Annotated in this window: 16 protein-coding genes; 5 read left to right on the top strand and 11 right to left on the bottom strand. The window is 68.5% G+C overall.

Going from position 1 to position 19,481, the window contains the following annotated elements; genetic code table 11:
* Positions 1-28: 28 nt before the first annotated feature.
* Positions 29-955 carry a GGDEF domain-containing response regulator gene (locus ACFPFG_RS13400; protein ID WP_312377765.1) on the bottom strand — a complete coding sequence of 309 codons (927 nt, stop codon included), beginning with the start codon at positions 953-955 and terminating at the stop codon, positions 29-31.
* A complete protein-coding gene (locus ACFPFG_RS13395; RefSeq protein ID WP_380106984.1) occupies positions 948-4,892 on the bottom strand; it encodes a response regulator in 3,945 nt (1,314 codons plus the stop codon). Before ACFPFG_RS13395 ends, ACFPFG_RS13400 begins: the two co-directional genes overlap by 8 nt.
* Positions 4,893-5,147: 255 nt before the next feature.
* Between ACFPFG_RS13395 and ffh the strand changes: the two genes are divergently transcribed.
* Together ffh and ACFPFG_RS13385 are read left to right on the top strand one after the other, a co-directional pair.
* Entirely contained in the window at positions 5,148-6,542 is a 1,395-nt protein-coding gene (gene ffh / locus ACFPFG_RS13390; protein ID WP_380106982.1) for a signal recognition particle protein, read from the top strand.
* Positions 6,543-6,648: 106 nt separating this feature from the next.
* Positions 6,649-7,203, top strand: a complete 555-nt coding sequence (locus ACFPFG_RS13385) for a C40 family peptidase (RefSeq protein ID WP_374621349.1) — start codon at positions 6,649-6,651, stop codon at positions 7,201-7,203.
* A gap of 313 nt (positions 7,204-7,516) precedes the next feature.
* Here ACFPFG_RS13385 and ACFPFG_RS13380 read toward each other — a convergent pair whose 3' ends face one another.
* From ACFPFG_RS13380 to modA, 9 genes are all read right to left on the bottom strand, one after another.
* Positions 7,517-8,191, bottom strand: a complete 675-nt coding sequence (locus ACFPFG_RS13380) for a DUF1266 domain-containing protein (RefSeq protein WP_183018405.1) — start codon at positions 8,189-8,191, stop codon at positions 7,517-7,519.
* The gene (locus ACFPFG_RS13375) at positions 8,188-9,417 is read right to left on the bottom strand and encodes a hypothetical protein (protein WP_380106979.1); all 1,230 of its coding nucleotides are present in this window, start codon (positions 9,415-9,417) and stop codon (positions 8,188-8,190) included. The genes ACFPFG_RS13380 and ACFPFG_RS13375 overlap by 4 nt, the downstream gene beginning before the upstream one ends.
* Complete coding sequence (locus ACFPFG_RS13370; protein ID WP_380106977.1) at positions 9,414-11,702, bottom strand: hypothetical protein; 2,289 nt, start codon at positions 11,700-11,702, stop codon at positions 9,414-9,416. Before ACFPFG_RS13370 ends, ACFPFG_RS13375 begins: the two co-directional genes overlap by 4 nt.
* A gap of 203 nt (positions 11,703-11,905) precedes the next feature.
* Positions 11,906-13,234, bottom strand: coding sequence for a tRNA (N6-isopentenyl adenosine(37)-C2)-methylthiotransferase MiaB (gene miaB / locus ACFPFG_RS13365; RefSeq protein ID WP_183018407.1), 1,329 nt, complete (start codon positions 13,232-13,234; stop codon positions 11,906-11,908).
* A gap of 153 nt (positions 13,235-13,387) precedes the next feature.
* Positions 13,388-13,786 (bottom strand): hypothetical protein, encoded by a 399-nt coding sequence (locus tag ACFPFG_RS13360; RefSeq protein WP_183018408.1) that lies wholly within the window; start codon positions 13,784-13,786, stop codon positions 13,388-13,390.
* 73 nt (positions 13,787-13,859) lie between these two features.
* Positions 13,860-14,786 carry a formate dehydrogenase accessory sulfurtransferase FdhD gene (fdhD, locus tag ACFPFG_RS13355; RefSeq protein ID WP_380106974.1) on the bottom strand — a complete coding sequence of 309 codons (927 nt, stop codon included), beginning with the start codon at positions 14,784-14,786 and terminating at the stop codon, positions 13,860-13,862.
* Between the two features lie 52 nt (positions 14,787-14,838).
* Positions 14,839-15,969: a molybdenum ABC transporter ATP-binding protein gene (gene modC / locus ACFPFG_RS13350; protein WP_380106972.1), complete on the bottom strand. Its 1,131-nt coding sequence runs from the start codon at positions 15,967-15,969 to the stop codon at positions 14,839-14,841.
* On the bottom strand, positions 15,966-16,646 hold the full coding sequence (gene modB / locus ACFPFG_RS13345) for a molybdate ABC transporter permease subunit (RefSeq protein WP_013804076.1): 681 nt from the start codon (positions 16,644-16,646) through the stop codon (positions 15,966-15,968). Before modB ends, modC begins: the two co-directional genes overlap by 4 nt.
* Before the next feature lie 151 nt (positions 16,647-16,797).
* Positions 16,798-17,559, bottom strand: a complete 762-nt coding sequence (gene modA / locus ACFPFG_RS13340; RefSeq protein WP_197957341.1) for a molybdate ABC transporter substrate-binding protein — start codon at positions 17,557-17,559, stop codon at positions 16,798-16,800.
* A gap of 103 nt (positions 17,560-17,662) precedes the next feature.
* Between modA and ACFPFG_RS13335 the strand changes: the two genes are divergently transcribed.
* From ACFPFG_RS13335 to ACFPFG_RS13325, 3 genes are all read left to right on the top strand, one after another.
* A complete protein-coding gene (locus tag ACFPFG_RS13335) occupies positions 17,663-18,490 on the top strand; it encodes a TOBE domain-containing protein (RefSeq protein ID WP_197957340.1) in 828 nt (275 codons plus the stop codon).
* A 181-nt stretch (positions 18,491-18,671) separates the two neighbouring features.
* Positions 18,672-18,947 carry a hypothetical protein gene (locus ACFPFG_RS13330; RefSeq protein WP_197957339.1) on the top strand — a complete coding sequence of 92 codons (276 nt, stop codon included), beginning with the start codon at positions 18,672-18,674 and terminating at the stop codon, positions 18,945-18,947.
* 101 nt (positions 18,948-19,048) lie between these two features.
* Positions 19,049-19,459: a hypothetical protein gene (locus tag ACFPFG_RS13325; protein WP_183018413.1), complete on the top strand. Its 411-nt coding sequence runs from the start codon at positions 19,049-19,051 to the stop codon at positions 19,457-19,459.
* Positions 19,460-19,481: the final 22 nt, after the last annotated feature.

Below are 19,481 nucleotides of genomic sequence, written 5' to 3'. Positions count from 1 at the left end.
GTGTCATGCGGTGGTTCGGCCCGCATTTTCAGGGCTCCATGGCTGCTGCGATGCGGTTGCGCCCCTGGGACTTGGCCTGGTAGAGCAGGCCGTCCACCTTCTGCAGCCAGGCTTGCAGCGGAGCGGTCGACGGCTGCCGCACGGTGAGCACGCCGCAGCTGACAGTGAGCTGCGGCGCCGTGGGAGAGGCCGAGTGTGCGATGGACAGGCGCAGCACTTCCTGGCGGAAATGCTCGGCCATGGCCGGGGCATCGCTTTCGCCGGGCAGGATGAGCGCGAATTCCTCGCCGCCGAAGCGCGCGGCCAGATCGTAGGGCCGGCGCGCATGGCGCTGCAGCGTGGCGGCCACGGCCTTGAGCGCCTCGTCCCCCTGGACATGGCCGTAGCAGTCGTTGTATTGCTTGAAGTGATCTATATCAATGAGCGCCAGGCCCACGGATTCCCCAGTGCGCAGGCTCCGCCGGTGGGAGCGCTCCAGCATGTCGTCGAAGTGGCGCCGGTTGGCCAGGCCGGTCAGCCCGTCCACCATGGCCAGGCGCTCCAGGGCCTGGCGCTGCAGGGCCAGCCGTATCTGGTTGCGCACGCGCACCTCGACCACGGCGGGGCGTATGGGCTTGGAGACATAGTCGGCCGCGCCCAGGCGCAGGCCGTATTCCTCGGCCTCGGCATTGCTCTGGCCGGTGATGAAGACGACGGCGATATGGGCCGTGCGCTCCTGGGCGCGCAGGGCGCCCAGCACCTCGTAGCCATTCATGCCGGGCATGCCCACGTCCAGCAGGACCAGTTGCAGGCGGTGGGCTTCGCGGTGGGCGATCGCCAGGGCACCGGGGCCATCCTTTGCCAGCAGCACGCGGTAGTCGGGGCTCAGCAGCTCGGCCAGCATGCTGCGGTTCAGCCGCTCGTCGTCGACGATGAGGACCGTGGGCTGCTCCGGCCCTGTCAGGGCGTCAAGCATCTGCAGCTCCCTGCGCGCTCCCCTGTGCGCTGCTGGCCAGGACCGCCGGCGTCGGCTGGCCCAGGCTGTGCGCCAACTGGTCCAGTTCCTGCAGTGCGGCCTCGGCCTCCAGGTATTCGGTGCAGCGCTGTATGCGCTGCAGCATGGGCCCATGGCGCTCGCCCACCAGGGGGCGCAGCCGATCGAGTTCGGCCAGGGCGGCGTAGTCGCTGTCGGCGATCTGCAGCCGCAGCCGTGCCAGCGTGGACGCTACTTCGTCAACGTTCACCGGGTGCCGCTGCGGGGTGGCCGGCGCGATGGGGACGGTTGCAAGGACGGGCAGCTCTCCCTGCCCGGACAGCACGGCAATTTCCGCCAGCAGGCCCTGTAATCCATCGGCCAGTGCCTGGACCAGAGATTCCATGTGGGTGCTTGGCCGGGCGTTTGTGCCGTCGCCATCGCCGTCGCCGTCGCCTATCCGGGCGGCGTGTGCGCCGGTCTCGGCCATGGTCGACCATTGCACCAGCAGGTCCGCGCCCAGATAGCCCAGGCTGCCCTTGAAGGTATGCGCCAGCGACGCCACGGCCTCCCAGTCCCGGTGGCGTACGGCCTCGCGCAGCTTCTGCGGCGCTTCGGCAAAGTCGTGGGCAAAGCCTTCGATCACCTGCAGCATGCGCGGCGAGTGGCCGGCAAGGCATTGCCGCAAGCGCGCCGGGTCCCAGGCTGGGGCCGGAGTTGGCGCAGTGGGCGGAGTGGGCGGAGTGGGCCTGGGGGCCGGGGTCGGCGCAGGCATGGTTGAACGGGGGTGCTGCGCGGACAGGCAGCGCTGCAGTGTGTCGTAGAGCAGCACATCGTCAACGGGTTTGGTCAGATGGGCATTCACGCCTGCAGCCGCGATCTGGGCGCTGTCCTCGGCATAGGCCAGGGCCGTCAGCGCAATCACCGGAAGATGCCGCAGCGCGCTGCGCGAGCGGATGGCGCGCGTGGCGCTGAGCCCGTCCATGCCGGGCATATGCAGGTCCATGAGCACGGCGTCGAAGGGCTGGCTGTCCAGCCGCTGCAGCGCCTGCAGGCCGTCCGCCGCCGTTTGTACCGACATGCCGGCCTGCTCCAGCAGCTCGGTGGCCACCTCGCGGTTGAGGGCGTTGTCGTCCACTACCAGCACCCTGCGCCCTGGCAGGCCCGGGTAGCGCTGCTGTGGCGACAGACCGGCAGCCGGGTCCGCGGGCTGGGGCGATTCGGGGTCCTGCAGCGTCTCTCGGATCGATGCCAGCAGCGCCGATGCGGTCAATGGCTTGATCAGCAGCCCCCGCAGGCCCAGCTGTGCGGCATCGCGCTGCACTTCGTCGCGCCCGAAGGCCGTGACCATGAGCGCCGCCGGGGTCGCGGCCAGGTGCTGTTGCTTGCGCATGCGGCGTGCCAGCTCCAGTCCGTCCATGCCGGGCATGTGCCAGTCCAGCAGAGCCAGGCCATAGGGCGATTTGTGGCGCAAGGCCTCTTCCAGCATGTGCAGCGCCTGCGCGCCATCCTCGGCCGTGTCGCAGCGCATGCCCAGTTTGCGCACCATGGCAGCCAGGGCTTCGCGCGCGCTGGCGTTGTCATCGACGATGAGAACGCCGCGGCTGTCCAGGGTGCCGTGCCCGTCGTGCGGCATATCCATGGCTGGAGCGACCCTGGCTGTGAAGTGAAAGCGGCTGCCCTGGCCGGGCTGGCTGGAGACGCCGATCTTGCCGCCCATGAGCTGCACCAGCCTGTGGCAGATGGCCAGCCCCAGTCCCGTGCCGCCGTGGCGTCGCGTGGTCTGGGTGTCGGCCTGGGTGAAGGGCTGGAACAGTCGCTCGGCCCGCGAGGCATCCAGGCCGATGCCGGTGTCGCGCACGCTCACGCACAGGTGGCTGCGCGCGTGCAGTGCATCGGCATCGGTCTCGGCATCCACGGGCGACGGCGACAGGTGGATGGAAACCACCACCTCGCCATGCTCGGTGAACTTGATGGCGTTGCCGACCAGGTTGGTCAACACCTGGCCCAGGCGCAGCGGGTCGCCGCGCAGGCGCGGCGGCAGGCCCGGGTCCAGCGCGTAGACCACCTCCAGCCCCTTTTCCTCGGCGCGCAACGCGGTGGCGGCCGAGACGGTCTCCAGCACGTCGTCCAGTGCGAAGTCCACCTCCTCCAGCACCAGCATGCCGGCCTCTATCTTGGAGAAGTCGAGGATGTCGTTGATCACGGCCAGCAGCGCGTTGGCCGCGCGCTCCACCTTCTCCAGATAGCCGCGCTGGCGCGAGGTCAGCGCCGTCTGCTGCACCAGACGCGTCATGCCGATGACGGTGTTCATGGGCGTGCGGATCTCGTGGCTCATGGTGGCCAGAAAGTCGGACTTGGCGCGTTCGGCCGCTTCGGCGGCTTCCTTGGCCTGCCGCAGCGCCTGCTCGGCTTCGCGCTCGCGGGTGATGTCCAGCATGATGCCGTCCCAGACCATGCCCTCGTTGCAGCGCCGGGGCGCCGAGCGGCAGCGCAGCCAGCGGATTTCTCCGTCGGGCCTGAGCACGCGGAAGCGGCAGTCGAACACGCTCAGCGTATCGACCGAGTTTTGCATCATCTGCTGGTAGAGCGGCAGGTCCGCGGGGTGGATGGCATTCAGGTAGACCTGGCGGTCGGCCATGATGGCGCGGGCCGGCACGCCGATCAGGTTCTCGATGCCGGCACTGATATAGCTGAGCCGCAGGTGGTCCAGGCCGCCTTCGAGGCGGTAGATGGCGCCGCTGGGCAGGTTGTCGGCCAGGGCTTCCAGCCGGGCGCGGGCATCCTCGTGCTCGGAAAGGTCCTGCAGCGTGCCGCTCAGGGCGACGATGCGCCCCTGTTCGTCCCGGTGGGCACGGCCCAGGATGCGGGCAGAGAACCGCCGGCCGTCGGGACACCGATGGACCACATCGATGCTGTAGGACTGGCCGGTCGCTGCACACAGATGCACGGCAGCGGTGAGCCGGGCCAGGTCCTGGGGGCTGAGCATGTCGCGCATGGCCTGGCGTGTCAGCGGCGGGCCCTTGGGGTCCAGTCCGTTCATCACATACATCATCTCCGAGGCCTGGAAGCGCTCGGTCTCCAGATCCAGCGTCCAGCTGCCTATGCGGGCCAGCTGCTCGGCCTGGCGCAGAACGTCATAGCTTTTTTGCAGCTGGGCCTCGGTCTGGCGTATCTGCGTGATGTCGCGCGCAATGCCCAGCAAGCCCACGGTGTTGCCCCGGGCATCCCGGTAGGGGCTCTTGATGGCCTGGAAGATGCGGTGCTGTCCGCCGACCTGCAGATGCTCGTCCGATACCACGGGGACGTTGCTGTCCAGCATCCGGCGATCGCTGTCGCTGAAGTTGCTCCTGTCCTGAAAGAGCTCCTGGTCGGTTTTCCCCACGATGTCTTCGGGCGTGCGCTGGGTAAAGCGCGCCGCCGCGGGGTTGACGAAGACATACCGGCCCTGCAGGTCCTTGACGAATACCAGGTCGGGCGTCTCGCTCATGACGGCCGCCAGCAGGCGCGTCGAGTCCTGCCACAGCTGCGTGCTCTCCTTGACACGCTGCTCCAGTTGCATATTGAGCTGGCAGATCTGTTCGTCATGGCGCACACGTTCGCTGATGTCGTCCAGGGTGGCGAAGAACAGCCGCCTTCCCGATGGCGACTGGCAGTAGACATGGATCTCGGCCGGGAAACTGCTGCCGTCGCTGCACAGCAATCGGCCGGCGATGCAGGCCTGGCTGTCCACGGCCATGTCCTGCCACAGCGCGGTCAAGGGTTGTCCGGACATGTCCAGGCCGATGTCCGTCAGGCGCAGCCCAAGCAGTGTCGCCTTGTCGTGGCCCAGGCGGGAGCAGGCCTGGATGTTGGCGTCAAGCAGGCAGCCCTGGTCGTCAAACAGGAGAAAACCGTCGGGCACACGGTCCAGGAATTGGCGATACGGTGTATCGGGCATGAAGACTCCTAGGCGGTGGCAAGCCCGCATTGCGGGGTGATAGGCGCAAGCTATGGGGTAACGTGATGTTACCGCTGGCCAGGGCCCGCCGTGGGGCATGCAAGGCCGGTACTTACCCCGCCAGGGGCAGCGGGTAGAATTGCCGGGATCTGCAGGGTCCGCGCCGCGACCCGGCCCCGCCCTGTCTCCGGGCCCCGGCTGTCTGGTTGCGGCACGCCTTTTTCCTTTCCGACGACTCCAGCTCCTCCCCCGCTTATGGCCTCCGCACTGACCGACAAACTTTCGCGACTCGTCAAGGAGATGCGCGGCCAGGCCCGCATCACCGAATCCAATGTGCAGGACATGCTGCGCGAAGTGCGCATGGCCCTGCTCGAGGCAGACGTGGCCCTGCCCGTGGTGCGCGACTTCGTTGCGCGCGTCAAGGAAAAGGCGCTGGGCCAGGAGGTGCTGGGCTCGCTGCAGCCGGGCCAGTTGCTGGTGTCCATCGTCAACAAGGAGCTCGCCGCCACCATGGGCGAGGGCGTGGCCGACATCAACCTCAACGCCCAGCCGCCTGCCGTCATCCTGATGGCCGGCCTGCAGGGCGCCGGCAAGACCACGACCACGGCCAAGCTGGCCAAGCACCTGATCGAGCGGCGCAAGAAGAAGGTGCTCACCGTGTCGGGCGACGTGTACCGCCCCGCCGCCATCGAGCAGCTCAAGACCGTGACCGCCCAGGCCGGCGCCGAGTGGTTCCCCTCCACGTCCGACCAGAAACCCCACGACATCGCCGTGGCCGCGCTGGACTACGCCAAGCGCCACTTCTTTGACGTGCTGCTGGTCGATACGGCCGGCCGCCTGGCCATCGACGAGCTGCTGATGGCCGAGATCAAGGATCTGCACGCCACGCTCAAGCCGGTCGAGACCCTGTTCGTCGTCGATGCCATGCAGGGCCAGGATGCGATCAACACGGCCAAGGCCTTCAAGGAAGCACTGCCCCTGACCGGCATCGTGCTGACCAAGCTCGACGGCGACTCGCGCGGCGGCGCGGCGCTGTCGGTGCGCCAGATCACGGGCGCCCCCATCAAGTTCGCCGGCGTGTCCGAGAAGATCGACGGCCTGGAGGTCTTCGACGCCGACCGCCACGCGCAGCGCGTGCTGGGCATGGGCGACATCGTGGCCCTGGTCGAGCAGGTCACCAAGGGCGTGGACATGGAGGCCGCGCAAAAGCTGGCCGAGAAGGTCAAGAGCGGCGACGGTTTCGACCTCAACGACTTCCTGGCCCAGATCCAGCAGATGAAGCAGATGGGCGGCCTGTCCAACCTCATGGACAAGCTGCCGGCACAGCTCACGGCCAAGGCCGGCCAGGTGGACATGGACAAGGCCGAGCGCGAGATCCGCCGCAAGGAAGGCATCATCTGCTCCATGACCGCCAAGGAGCGCAAGAAGCCCGAGATCATCAAGGCCACGCGCAAGAAGCGCATTGCCGACGGCGCGGGCGTGCAGGTCCAGGAAGTCAACCGCCTGCTCAAGGAGTTCGAGCAGATGCAGGAGATGATGAAGAAGATGAAGGGCGGCGGCCTCATGAAGATGATGAAGCGCATGGGCGGCATGAAGGCCATGAAGGGAATGATGGGCGGTGGTGGCGGCATGCCGAAGCTGCCGTTCTGATAGGCACCGCCTGAGCCGCCGGGCTGAGCGCTCCTTCACGCCAAGCCGCAGCGCAGCCTGCGGCTTTTCTTTTGGCCGCTGGGGCTTTGTGAGAACATGCAGCGCCATGAAGGCTGGTGTTTCGACTTCCCTTGCGGTGTCTCCGATGACCGGGGCGCGGCTATCGCGCCGTGACTGGGGTCTGCTGGCGGCCGCCGCGCTGCTGGCTGGCTGCTCGTCCGCTCCCCGCAGGGGCGCGGGCCCGGCGCCGGTGCCTTCGCCGCAGGCGCTCAATCTGGATGGCGAATTGCGCGAGGCGCTGCTGGCGCGCACCATGCTTGTGGTCAACACGCCCTATACCTATGGCGGCAATTCGCCCGAAGGCGGTTTCGACTGCAGCGGCCTGATCCAGTGGGCCGTGGGCGGCATCACCGAAAACCGCCTGCCGCGCACCACGGCGCAGTGGGCGCAGTTCAGCAATCCCGTGGGCAGCCGCAGCCTGCAGCGCGGTGACTTCGTGTTCTTCAACACCCTGGGCGCGCGCTATTCGCACATGGGCATCTTCGTGGGCAACGGCCAGTTCGTGCACGCACCGTCCAGCGGCGGCACGGTGCAGCGGGTGCGCATGGACAACACCTATTTCGCCAAGCGCTTCACCGAGGCGCGCAGCATCTTCGCCTGAACGCTGGCCGGGCGACGGGTTTGAGCCGGGTCGTCAATCGATGAGCCAATCAAGACTCCAGGGAAATCCAGGGTTTCGGAATGCGTATCAAGCTCGAATTCGCACTGCGCCTGCACCAGGCCAGGACTGGAGCCTCGGGCCTCGGCCCAGGGAACCGGGCGTGGCCTATCTCGAACGCGAAACCTTCGATGCCTTTCTGAAGCTGCCCGCGCTGCAGCGCCAGATGATGCGGGAAGTGCTCCTCGCCTTCGCCAAGGTGCATGGCGAAGGCTGAGCACCGGGCAGGGCAGGCGGCGCACGCACCTGGCGGCAGTCACCGGACGGCCTGCTGCTGCCAGGGCATGGCATGCCAGGGGTGGCGCGGATCGGCCACCCATTGCTGCACTTGCTCGGGCGTCACGCTGCACCCCAGCACGTCGGCGCGGCCACGGGCCAGCCACTGGCTGCGGCCGCGTGCATAGGCCTGGCCGAAGGCCTGCCAGCTGTCAAAGCAATCCCGCGCGCGGCATGCGTTCAGGTGCAGGATCTGCTGGTGCAGGGCTTCGTCCACCCAGCCCAGCAGCCAGGCGCAGCGCACATGGAAGGCCACGCGCGCGCAGGCAAAGGCCATGGCGGCATGGGGATCGTCACCGGCCTGCAGGCGCTGCAGGTCCAGTGTGAACCAGCGCTGGCGCAGGCCGTCGGGCAACTGGCGTGCGATCTGGGCATCGTCCAGGTCGGTGCGCAGGCCCAGGTGGTGCAGCACCATGGGGCGCAACTGGGTGGCCAGGGCGGAGTCGGCGCCGTTGAGCTGCCGGTCCGCAAAGCCGCCCTGGATGGCGTGAAAGGCCATGGGATGGGCCAGGGCCAGTGCCCAGTCCAGTGCCGCGTCACCGCTGCGGTAGCTGCTGAAGTCCCCGCGTCGGCGCGCCGCACGCAGGCGCCGCAGGCCGGCGCGCACTGCCCACCAGAGCAGTGCAGACAGCACAACAAGGGTGAAGGCGTTCATCGCGGATTTCCTGTCCTGCCCGGTGCTGCCGGCGATCCCGCCCGGCGGCGCGCCAGCTCCAGCGACTGCTGCAGGGCCGCGCTGCGCGGCATGCGCTCGAAGGCGGGCACGGGCACGGTGTCGCGGCGTGCCGCAACCAGCCATTGCATCAGGGGCGACCGGATGTCCAACTGCTCCAGCAGCGCCGGGTGGGACTGCAGCAGCCACAGCTGTTCGGCCTCGGTGTGCAGCTCGCTGGCCGCGCACCAGGCAGTTGCGCTGCCCGTGGCCAGCGGCTGTGCCGGTCGGCGCACGATGCCCATGGCCAGGGCGTCGGCTGGCGCCTCGCCATCGGTATCGAGGTGGTTGAGCAGCGCCAGCACATCGGCCAGGTAGCGCGCAATCGGCGGGCGGTTCTGCTTGCCCTTGATCTGGTCGATGCGCAGCCGCCCGTCGTCCCGCACCTGGGCGCTGACGGTGATGCGCGGCTGGGCCGTGCCCGTGCGGTAGCTGAACAGCCGCAGCCGGCCCTGCTCGCAGGCTTCGGCGTAGTGCTCGCCATAGCCGCCGCGCAGTGCACCGCGCTCGCTGAACTGGCCCAGGCAGTGGCGCATCATCTGGCTTTCATAGGCCATTTCGGCGCGCAGGTCCGGGCTCCTTGCATCGAATTCGACGAAGACACCCAGCTGGCCGCGCAGCAGCGGGCGCACGGCGCCGGGCCGGTGTTCGGCCCAGCCGCTGTCGCTTTTCCGGGCGAAGGCCAGGTGCTCCAGCGTCCAGCGCGCCAGTGCCTGCGGGCAGTTGATGCGCTGCAGCTTGCCCTCCAGCGCGGTGCCGCACCGGGTGGACAGGAACTCCAGCAGCCGGCTCTCCAGCGCCAGCAGGGGTGCGCTGTCGGGCTCCACCCACCACAGCGGCGCGCTGCCCTCGGCCGCAGGCCTGTCCGGTGACAGCGGCTGGCGGGCCGCATGTTCGCGCAGGCGCTCCAGCGCCCAGGCGGCAGGCTCGGCGCGCCGGTGCAGGCGCTGCAGCTCGGCCTGCGTGGACACGGGCTGCACGGCAGGCGGATCGGCGTCGAGGTTGCCGATCACATGGCGGTAGAAGTGGTTGGCCAGCCAGGCGGCGATCTCCTCGCTGTCGCCGCGTGCCGCGCTGCGCTCGCGGATGCGCTGCTTGATGGCCGGCGCATTGACCACGTCGCGCGGCCGATAGGCACTGGCGGTGTTGGCACCGGCGCTCGGGTTCACCACAGCTTCCACCAGGGCTTGCTGTCCGGGCGAAGCCGGAGGCAGCGCTTGAGGCCGTCCTGGGCCATCTTGTGCTCGGCCTCGCTGTCGTCGGGCGTGAGCTTGGCGATGGCCTCGCGGTGCAGGGCCACGGCCTGGTCGATGGGGCCGCAGCTTTCCATGGCGCAGGCCAGGCGGCGCAGCGTGTAGCACTCGCCCAGGGCGCGCACTTCGGGCAGCAGGGCGTCCAGGCGCGGGCGCACCACTTCACCATGGTTTTCGGAGAAGAAGTCCAGCAGGGACATCAGCGAGGCCAGGTAGTCGCGCCGCTGTTCGCGCTGGTCGTCCTCGTCCAGTTCCTCGAACCACTGGTCCAGGCGTTCCAGCCAGATGCCGATCTCGCCTGCGCGGCCCAGCTGGTAGAGCGCCAGCGCCGCGCTGGGGAAGTAGTCCGTGGGGCAGTGGCGGCTGTAGCCGTAGTCCTGGGTGAAGTGCCACAGCTGCTCGGCCGCCGTGACGATGCCGGGGCGGTCGTCACGGCGGATGGCGCACCACAGCAGGCCGTCATGGTGTTCGGCGAAGGGGCTGCTGGACAGGCCCTTGTGGTGCAGGGCCGCCGCCTCGTCATAGCGCTGCTGCGAGCGGTACTTGATGGCCAGGTTGTTGCAGAGCATGGAGTAGACGTGCAGGTGCGCATCCTTGTACCGGCCCTGGCCGCTGGCCCAAAAGGCTTCGAAGCGGGCCAGGCCCTCTTCGTAGTAACGCTGCACCAGCGGCTCGCGCAGCTCGTCGTTCGGCACCTGCCGGCCTTCGCCCATGATGGCGGCCAGGTCGTCCTCGTCATCCAGTGTCACGCCCGCTGCATAGCACCAGTGGGCGCCATGGCCCTGGGGGAAGGGGCGCTGCAGCGCCTGCGCGGCGGGCAGCACGGCGAAGCGTGCGGCCCAGAGCATGGGCAGCAGCTCGGAGTTGGCGTGCCGGGGCTGGTCGGCCACGCCGCGCTCCAGCAGAGGCAGGGCCTGCTCCCATTGGTGGACCTTTGCCAGGCGCCAGCCGTCGATCAGGTCCAGCAGCGGGTGACCGGGCGCCTGGGTGCGCGCCAGGGCCAGGTAGTCGTCTGCGCTGCGCGGAGCAGCCGGGCTGTCTTCCAGGATCTCCTGCATGTCGGAATCCAGTCCCGCCCAGGCCAGGATCAGCGCCCAGGCCGGTGCATGGGCGGTGTCGCTGTCCACCCTGCGCAGTGCCAGCTCATAGCCCTGGCGGGCCGATCCGGGGCGGCCGTGCAGCACGCTTTCCAGCGCCAGGTCTGCCGCATCGGCCAGGCGGCCCGCCTCTTCCAGCCACTGCAGCACCAGGCCGCTGAAGGCATCGTCGGAGTCATCCACCAGGCCGAAGCGGCCCAGCGCGGCCAGCTGCAGCGCGGCCTCGGGCTGGCCCATGGCATGGCAGGCCATGGCCTGCAGCCGGGCCGCATGGACCTTGCGGTGCGTGCGCACCGCCTGCGATGCGGCGGGGCTTTCGGTGCGGGCCAGGTGCTGTTCCGCCGCCATGAGCACGGCCGGAACGCTTTGCGGGGCCAGCGGCAGGACCTCGCGCGCAAGGTGCAGCCAGTCGTCGAAGTCCACGTTCTGCTCTGCATCGGCCTGGGTCAGCTGCGCAGTGGCGGCCTGCACCTGGCGCACGGTGGCGGGCACATCGCCGCGCAGGCGGGCCAGCTCGGCCTTGCGCAGGCAGGCGCGCGCGTCGCGGCGCGCGGGAGAGGCCTCGCCATCCGGGTCACTGCGTTCATGCTGGCGCTGCAGGTCCACGCCTTGCTCGGCCAGCTCCCAGGCCTGGGCTTCGCGGGCCAGGTAGTGCCAGCCGTTCCAGTAGCGATAGGGCTCGCTGGCATGCGGCAGCCGGCCCATGAGATCGGCAGCGGGCGCGAGCAGGGCCACGCCGCCTTCACGGTCAAAGCGCAGCCGGCTCTGGATGTCGCTGAGCGCCAGGCTGGCCGTGGCCAGCAGGTGGTGGTCGCCCTGCAAGGGCTGCAGCGTGGCAGCGCGGTGTTCGCGCAGCAGGGCGTTGGCGGTTTCGGGCCGTTCCAGGTCCAGCCACAGATCGTGCAGACGCTCCAGCTCGCTCACTGTGGCCGGGGCGAAACGCTGCTGCGAGAGCAACTCCATGACGGCCGCCTGGCGTTCGGCCGGGGCGATGGGACTGGCATCCTCCTCCTGCTGCAGCAGTTCGTGCGCCTGGTCCATGAAGGCATGCAGGGCTTCGCCCTCAAGGACGGCCTGGGAGGTGGCGGGCTGGGAGGTGTTCATGGAATCGATAGCAAGCAAGCGAAGCTGGAAAAGCCATGCAGGCCGACGGACCTCAGGGCGGCGACCCCGCGATGCTAGCGGTCCAGCCGGCACCATGCCAGAGTGGCCGGGCTGTTTTCACGTCCTGTTACATGCAAAAAAGCCCGGCATTGCCGGGCTTTGGTGACGCAGGAGGTCGCTGGGCCGCCGGGGCCGGGTTGCGGTCAGTGGCGCACCACGACTTCGCCGCGCAGCGTGAAGGTGCGGGCCTCGGTGACCTTCACATCGATCATCTGGCCGATCAGGCGTTCGTTGCCCGGGAAGTTGACCACGCGGTTGCACTCGGTGCGGCCCATGAGTTCGCTGCCATCGCGCTTGGACAGGCCTTCCACCAGCAGGCGCTGCACCGTGCCCACGCGCTCGTCGCTGATGTCCTTGATGTTGTTGTTGATCACGGCCTGCAGCTCCTGCAGGCGGCGCAGCTTGACCTCGTGCGGCGTGTCGTCGTGCAGGTTGGCGGCCGGCGTGCCGGGGCGCGGGCTGAAGATGAAGCTGAAGCTGTTGTCGAAGCGCACGTCGTGGATGAGCTTCATCATCTTCTGGAAGTCTTCCTCGGTCTCGCCGGGGAAGCCCACGATGAAGTCGCTGCTCATGGCCATCTCGGGCCGGATGGCGCGCAGCTTGCGGATGGTGCTCTTGTATTCCATGGCCGTGTAGCCGCGCTTCATGGCCATGAGGATCCTGTCGCTGCCGTGCTGCACGGGCAGGTGCAGGTGGCTGACCAGCTTGGGCAGCCTGGCGTAGGCCTCGATCAGGCGCGGCGTGAACTCGTTGGGATGGCTGGTGGTGTAGCGGATGCGTTCGATGCCGGGGATCTCGGACACGTACTCCAGCAGCAGGGCAAAGTCGGCGATCTCGGCCGTGTCTCCCATCTTGCCCAGGTAGGCGTTGACGTTCTGGCCCAGCAGCGTGACTTCCTTCACGCCCTGGTCGGCCAGGCCGGCGACCTCGATCAGCACGTCCTCGAACGGGCGGCTGACTTCCTCGCCGCGCGTATAGGGCACGACGCAGTAGCTGCAGTACTTGGAGCAGCCTTCCATGATGGAGACGAAGGCCGAGGAGCCTTCCACGCGCGCGGGCGGCAGGTGGTCGAATTTCTCGATCTCGGGAAAGCTGATATCGACCTGGGGCTTGTGCCTGGCGGCGCGTGCATTGAGCAGCTCGGGCAGGCGGTGCAGGGTCTGCGGGCCGAAGACCACGTCCACATAGGGCGCGCGCTTGATGATTTCCTCGCCCTCCTGGCTGGCCACGCAGCCGCCCACGCCGATGAGCACGCCGCGTTCCTTCAGGTGCTTGTAGCGGCCCAGGTCGCTGAACACCTTCTCCTGCGCCTTCTCGCGCACCGAGCAGGTGTTGAACAGGATCAGGTCGGCCTGCTCCGGGTCGTCGGTGGACTCGTAGCCCTGGGCCGCGCCCAGCACATCGGCCATCTTGTCCGAGTCGTACTCGTTCATCTGGCAGCCGAAGGTTTTGATAAAGACTTTCTTGGACATGGTGGGGTTCCGTCAGGCAGCCACCGCACTGCAAGCAGTGGTCTGCGAAAAATGAAGAGGGCCGGGCCAGGGCGCAAGCAACGCTCCAGGCGCCGGCAGTGCGGCCTGCAAGGCGCAGGCCGGGTGCGTCGGATGCCTGCCGTGCGCTCGGCCTCAGTTGAGGATGCGCTGCAGCATCGACTTGGGCTTGTAGTGCTTGTCGGCCTCGGCCTTGGTCAGGATCCAGGCCTGGTGCAGCCACTGCGTCTGCGGCTCGATCACATAGCCCACCACGAGCTTGCTGCCCTGGTAGTTGATGGCCTGCACCAGCGTGCGTTCAGGGCTGAACAGGCGAAAGCCCGGACTGGTGCGAATGGTCTTGCCGTCGATCTCCACCTCGGGGAACTGGGTCACGACCAGCTCGCCGAACTGGGCCTGCGGCGGGAAATTGCGCGTCTCGTTGGACGGCAGGCCCTGCGCGGCCACGCCCAGGCTGGCGCAGGCCAGGCCGGCGAGCAGGGCGCCGGCACACAGGCGGCGGACGGGAGAGAAATGGGGCTTGCAGCGGTTCATGGTGTACATCCAGGGGCTGAACCCGCGATTCTACGAACTTGCCGCTGCGCGGGCACGGCACTCGGGCATTGGGTCAGGCGCGGCCCGGCGCATACAGCACCGCCTTGGGTGGCCGGCACAGGCCCCAGAAGCGCAGGCCGGTCAGCTCGGCCATCTGCACGCCCATGGCCGTCGGTGCGGAGATGGTGGCCAGGGCGGCGATGCCCACCTTGGCGCATTTGCGCACCAGCTCATGACTGCCGCGGCTGGAGAGCACGACAAAGCCGGCCTCGCCCAGGCGGCCTGTGCGGGAGAGACGGCCGACCAGCTTGTCCAGCGCGTTGTGGCGGCCCACGTCTTCGAGCACATCCGTCAGTTGCCCGTCCAGCCCTGCCCAGCCTGCGGCATGCACGGCGCCGGCTTCGGCGTTGAGCCGTTGCAATGGCGGCAGTGCCGCGATGGCTGCGCAGACGGTGGCGGCATCGACGCGGGCGATCCAGTCATGCGCGGGCAGCGGGTCGAAGGACAGGTCCAGCGCCGCGAAGCTGTCCACGCCGCAGACACCGCAGCCCGTGCGCCCGCTCATGCTGCGGCGCCGGTCCTTGAGGCGGGCGAAGCAGCGCGAGGCCACGTCCAGCTGCACCTCGATGCCGTCCATGCCGGCCGGAAGGCCTGCGGCTTCGGCGGCCACGGCGCGCACTTCGATGCCGTAGCAGTCGGCAGCGCTGTCCAGAATGCCTTCGGTGAGCGCAAAGCCCAGCGCAAAGTCTTCCAGGTCCGAGGGCGTGCCCATCATCACGGCATGGGAGATGCCGTTGAACACCAGGGCGATGGGGACTTCGCTGGCAAGCACCTGCGGTTCGGCCTGGATGCTGACCGCACCCCCGTGCTCGATCCGGTGACGCGCCACCGCATGCGTGCGCAGCGCGGCAATGGCAGGCGGGGCCGCGCATGCAGCATCTGCTGCGCCGGGGTCTGGGACGGGGACGGGTGCGGGGGCGTGTTCGGTGGTGGCGTTCATGGCGTGGGCCGCGCAGGCGGCTTCCGCATGATATCGGCGCCGCCGCGCGTGCTCAGTCCAGCAATGCCATGCCCTTGATCTGGGCGAAGACATGCATGCCCGGCGCAATGCCCAGCTGCTGCGCGGAGTGCCGGGTGATGCGCGCCAGCAGGCGGGACGGGCCCAGCTGCAGCGAGACCATGACCTGGCCCGGGCCGTCCTCGCGCAGCTCCTGCACGGTGGCAGGGAGGATGTTGAGGATGCTGCTGTCTTGCGGGTGCTGCAGGCTCAGGCTCACATCGCGTGCCTGCACGCGCAACTGCACGGTTTCGCCGACGGGGCGCGGGGAGGCCATGACAAGACGCAGGCGCCCGCCATCGAAGGACAGCGTGCTCAGGTGTGCATCGGGATCGTGCTGCTGGACCTGTGCGCTGACCATGGCCGCTGCCGTGTCGCCCATGCTCAGGGGCAGGTCCAGCCGTGCCAGCAGCTCGCTGGTGGCGCCGGCGGCGACCAGGCCACCAGCCTTGAGCAGCACCAGGTGCTGGGCCAGGCGCGCGACCTCGTCGATGGAGTGGCTGACGTAGACCACGGGAATGTCGAGTTCGCGGCGCAGCTGGTCCAGGTAGGGCAGGACCTCGGCCTTGCGCTGGGCGTCCAGCGCGGCCAGGGGCTCGTCCATCAGCAGCACGCGGGGGCTGGTGGCCAGCGCCCGCGCAATGGCCACGCGCTGGCGCTCGCCGCCCGACAGGGTGGAGGGCATGCGGTCCATCAGATGGCCTATGCCCAGCAGGGACACGGCCTGGTCCTGGGACACCTTGCGCCGTGCGGCCGGCGTGCGCCGCATGCCGTAGTCGATGTTGCGCCGCACGGTCAGGTGCGGGAACAGGCTGGCTTCCTGGAACACATAGCCCAGCGCACGGCGGTGCGTGGGCAGCCATTGGCTGGCCGCATCGTCCTGCCAGACCTCGCCGTTGACGGCGACGCGGCCGCGCGCGCGCTCCAGTCCCGCCAGGGCGCGCAGGCAGGTGGTCTTGCCGCAGCCCGAGGGGCCGAACAGGGCGGTGACGCCGCGCCCGGGCAACTGCAGCTGCACGTCAAGGCGGAAGTCGGCACGTTCCAGCGCCAGGTTCGCGATGATTTCCGAGGAGGGATGGGTGTGCGCGGCGCCGGACATCAGGGAGGCAGAGAAGGCGGTCATCATGCGCGGCGCTCCTCACGCGGCTGCAACAGGTGCAGGGCCAGAAGAACCAGGAAGGAGAACACCACCATGCCACCCGCCAGCCAGTGGGCGTGGGCGTACTCCATGGCTTCCACATGGTCGTAGATCTGTACCGAGACCACGCGCGTGACGCCGGGAATATTGCCGCCCAGCATCAGCACCACGCCGAACTCGCCCACGGTGTGCGCAAAGGTCAGCACGGCCGCCGTGATGAAGCCCGGCCGCGCCAGCGGCAGCGCCACGGTGAAGAAGCGGTCCAGCGGCCCCGCGCCCAGGCTGGCCGCAGCCTCCATGGGCCGCGTGCCCAGGGATTCGAAGGCGCGCTGCAGCGGCTGCACCGTGAACGGCATGGAATAGACCAGCGAACCGATGACCAGGCCCGGAAAAGTGAAGGGCAGGGTGCTCAGCCCCAGCGCCTGCGTCAGCTGCCCCACGGGGCCGTTGGGGCCCATGGTCACCAGCAGGTAAAAACCGATCACCGTGGGCGGAAGCACCAGGGGCAGCGCCACCACGGCGCCAATCGGGCCGCGCCAGCGCGAGCGCGTATGCGCCAGCCACCAGGCCAGCGGCGTGCACAGCGTCAGCAGCAGCACCGTGGTCACGCTGGCAAGTTTCAGCGTCAGCCGTATGGCGGCGTAGTCGTCGGCGGTAAGAATCATGCGGGAAGAATTCAGTGGTTCGCAGCGCTGTTGGATCTCACTCAACGCACGAAACCGGTGCGGCCCGGCTCAGCGACGCTGAGCACGGGCCCGTTCCGGCCGACCCCTCCCCAGGAGAGAGGGAAGGCGCGCAAGCGCGCCTCAACAGGTGTCAGAAGCTATAGCCGTAGGAGCGGATGATGGCACGGGCCTTGTCGGCGCGCAGGTACTTCATCAGCTCGGTGGCGGCTTCGTTGTCCTTGCCGTTGTTGAGCACGATGGCGTCCTGGCGGATGGGCTCGTGCATGGAGCCGGGCACCTGCCAGGCCGAGCCTTCGCGCAGCTTGCCGTTTTCCATCACCTGCGACAGGGCCACAAAGCCCAGCTGGGCATTGCCCGTGGCCGCGAACTGGTAGGTCTGGGCGATGTTCTCGCCCATGACGATGCGCGGCTGCACCTGGGCCGTGATGCCCAGCTTGTTCAGCACCTCCATGGCTGCGGTACCGTAGGGCGCCAGCTTCGGGTTGGCCACGGCGATGTGCTTGTAGTCGCCGGTCTTGAGCACCTCGCCCTTGTCGTCCACATAGCCGGCCTTGGGGCTCCACAGCACCAGCTGGCCGATGGCGTAGGTGAAGCGTGAATCGGGCAGGCCGCGGCCTTCCTTGGCGATCTTCTCGGGCGTGGTGTCGTCGGCGGCCAGCAGGATCTGGAAGGGCGCGCCGTTGACGATCTGCGCATAGAACTTGCCCGTGGCGCCGAAGGACAGCAGGGCCTTGTGGCCGGTGTCCTTCTCGAACTCGGCGGCGATCTTCTGCATGGGCGCCGTGAAGTTGGCGGCGACGGCCACCGACACTTCGGCGGCCTGCACGGCGGCCCAGCCGAACAGGGCAAGGGCGGCGAAGGCGGTGGCACGCAGGGGCTGGTTCACGTTCATGGGTCTCTCGCTATTCCGTTGGTGAATAGCGCAGTGTAACGACCTGAAAATGCGCATGCAGGGTGCAGGCGTTTTGCTTGGCGGGAAATAACGCTTGGCGGGCATGATGCTGCGCATGACTGCCGCAACCCCCGCTTCTCCCTCAGACCTGGTGCCCGCGCTGGGCCATGACCTGGCCGACCGGCGCATCGCCATCCTGCGGCATATCGCGGCAGGGCATTCGATTTCCCAGGCCGCGCGCGAGGCGGGTGTCAGCTACAAGGCGGCCTGGCAGGCGCTGGATGTGCTGACCAATCTGGCGGGCCGTGCCCTGGTGGAGCGCTCGGTAGGCGGCGCCGGCGGTGGTGGCGCGCGCATCACCGAGGCCGGGCAGTCCCTGCTGGCCATGGCCGATGCGCTGGAGCAGGCGCGCGCGCAGGTGCTGCAGCGCTTTGGGGGGCCCGCCGGCGTTTCTTCGGCGGCTCCCGGGCTGGGGCTGGGCCTGCGCACCAGCATGCGCAATCTGTGGCCTTGCCGGGTTGGTGCCCTGCAGGCGCAGGGCGCCCAGGTCCGCGTCTGGCTGCTGCCCGATGGCGGCGGGGATGCATCAGGCATTGCCGCACGCATCACGGAAGAAAGCGCCCAGTTGCTGGGCCTGGCGCCGGGCCTGCCCGTGATGGCGCTGTGCAAGGCCGCAGCCGTGCAGGTGCTGCCTTCGGCGCCACGCTCCGATGTGCATGCCCAGGCCAATGCCTGGCCCGCCCAGGTGCAGCGCGTGGCCCGGGGAGACAGGGCGGGGCCGCGTGAAGTGGTGGCCCAACTGCCCTGGGGCGGTAGCGGCGTGGGCTACGCGGCCGAGCCGGCCGAGGGCGAGTCCTGGACCTTGCGCGCAGGGCGCAAGGTCTGGCTGACGGTGTCGGAGTCCGCCGTGGTGCTGGCCGTGGCCGATTGAGCTGATGGAGCGTTGAAGGAGTCGCAGCGGGTTGCGCATGCGCGGCAGTGGCTGCAGATTCGGACGGGTCCGATGGCGCATTCAGGGCGTTATACGAAGAATTGTGCCGCTGTGAAACCTGCGCGCTCTGGCGGCGCGGGCTTTTCTGGCGACCGAATCATCGAACCCTCCCTGGCCCTCCATGAGCATCCTGAAATTCCGCAGGCAAGAGAAAGTGGCGCTCTACACCGCCTTGCTGTGTTCCTCCATTGCGGCATTCATCTTCTTCGCGTCCGAAGGTGTTGCCGACAGTTTTCAGCAGCGGCTGGATGCGCTGGCCATCTGCGCCGTCATCGGTGCGCTGGTGACCTGGTTCAATCACTGGTGGTTCCGGGTCTGGGGCTGGCATCTGGTGCCTGTGACCCTGCTGCTGTTTTATGCCGGGACGCTGGCCGCAGGCTGGCTGCTTGGCGGATGACGATGGTGGTGAAGGCGGCGATGGGGGAACCTGCCGCCACGCTTTGCATCGAAGATCCTTTTCCACTGCCTCATCAGGCCATCCACGGCCTTGCCTCTGCCATGAAGACCACCCTGTCCGCCGCCCTGATCTGCCTGCTCCTGTCCACTGCGGCCATGGCCCGTCCGCTGGACCCGGCGCCGCTGGACGCCTCGCAGTTCAACCTGGGACTGGTCGGGTTCGCAGGCGAGATCTCGCCTGCGGAGCGGCACCTGGAGGCCATGCTCAGGCGGCCCGAGGCCAATGCCGTCCTGCTGTCGGTGATCGACGACCCGCGCCGATCTCCCGTGGCCAAGCTCTATGCGCTGTGCGGGCTCAAGCGCATGGGCAGCGGAGGCTACGAGGCTGCGCTGGTCAAGCTGCGCGGCTTTGAGGGCCAGGTCTCCGTGAAGCTGGGAGACCAGATGTTCCATGAAGACGTCCGCGAGGCGGCAGAGCGCATCGAAAACCTGGAGTGCAGCGAAGGCGGTTGAGCCTGGGCACGCCGGTTGCCGG

The organism is Delftia deserti (assembly GCF_042653485.1).
GTDB classification, from domain to species: Bacteria; Pseudomonadota; Gammaproteobacteria; order Burkholderiales; family Burkholderiaceae_C; genus Comamonas; species Comamonas acidovorans.
Note: the sequence above shows the minus strand (reverse complement) of the source record. Positions and strands in the feature narration are given on the sequence as shown.

What these genes read in the sequence shown, in the direction of transcription:
- modA (WP_197957341.1), bottom strand. Translation starts at nt 17,559, where the DNA reads ATGAACGTGAACCAGCCCCTGCGTGCCACCGCCTTCGCCGCCCTTGCC.
- ACFPFG_RS13370 (WP_380106977.1), bottom strand. Translation starts at nt 11,702, where the DNA reads ATGAACACCTCCCAGCCCGCCACCTCCCAGGCCGTCCTTGAGGGCGAA.
- modC (WP_380106972.1), bottom strand. Translation starts at nt 15,969, where the DNA reads ATGATGACCGCCTTCTCTGCCTCCCTGATGTCCGGCGCCGCGCACACC.
- fdhD (WP_380106974.1), bottom strand. Translation starts at nt 14,786, where the DNA reads ATGAACGCCACCACCGAACACGCCCCCGCACCCGTCCCCGTCCCAGAC.
- ACFPFG_RS13330 (WP_197957339.1), top strand. Translation starts at nt 18,672, where the DNA reads ATGAGCATCCTGAAATTCCGCAGGCAAGAGAAAGTGGCGCTCTACACC.
- ACFPFG_RS13325 (WP_183018413.1), top strand. Translation starts at nt 19,049, where the DNA reads ATGAAGACCACCCTGTCCGCCGCCCTGATCTGCCTGCTCCTGTCCACT.
- ffh (WP_380106982.1), top strand. Translation starts at nt 5,148, where the DNA reads ATGGCCTCCGCACTGACCGACAAACTTTCGCGACTCGTCAAGGAGATG.
- ACFPFG_RS13335 (WP_197957340.1), top strand. Translation starts at nt 17,663, where the DNA reads ATGATGCTGCGCATGACTGCCGCAACCCCCGCTTCTCCCTCAGACCTG.
- ACFPFG_RS13400 (WP_312377765.1), bottom strand. Translation starts at nt 955, where the DNA reads ATGCTTGACGCCCTGACAGGGCCGGAGCAGCCCACGGTCCTCATCGTC.
- ACFPFG_RS13385 (WP_374621349.1), top strand. Translation starts at nt 6,649, where the DNA reads ATGAAGGCTGGTGTTTCGACTTCCCTTGCGGTGTCTCCGATGACCGGG.
- ACFPFG_RS13360 (WP_183018408.1), bottom strand. Translation starts at nt 13,786, where the DNA reads ATGAACCGCTGCAAGCCCCATTTCTCTCCCGTCCGCCGCCTGTGTGCC.
- ACFPFG_RS13380 (WP_183018405.1), bottom strand. Translation starts at nt 8,191, where the DNA reads ATGAACGCCTTCACCCTTGTTGTGCTGTCTGCACTGCTCTGGTGGGCA.
- ACFPFG_RS13395 (WP_380106984.1), bottom strand. Translation starts at nt 4,892, where the DNA reads ATGCCCGATACACCGTATCGCCAATTCCTGGACCGTGTGCCCGACGGT.
- miaB (WP_183018407.1), bottom strand. Translation starts at nt 13,234, where the DNA reads ATGTCCAAGAAAGTCTTTATCAAAACCTTCGGCTGCCAGATGAACGAG.
- modB (WP_013804076.1), bottom strand. Translation starts at nt 16,646, where the DNA reads ATGATTCTTACCGCCGACGACTACGCCGCCATACGGCTGACGCTGAAA.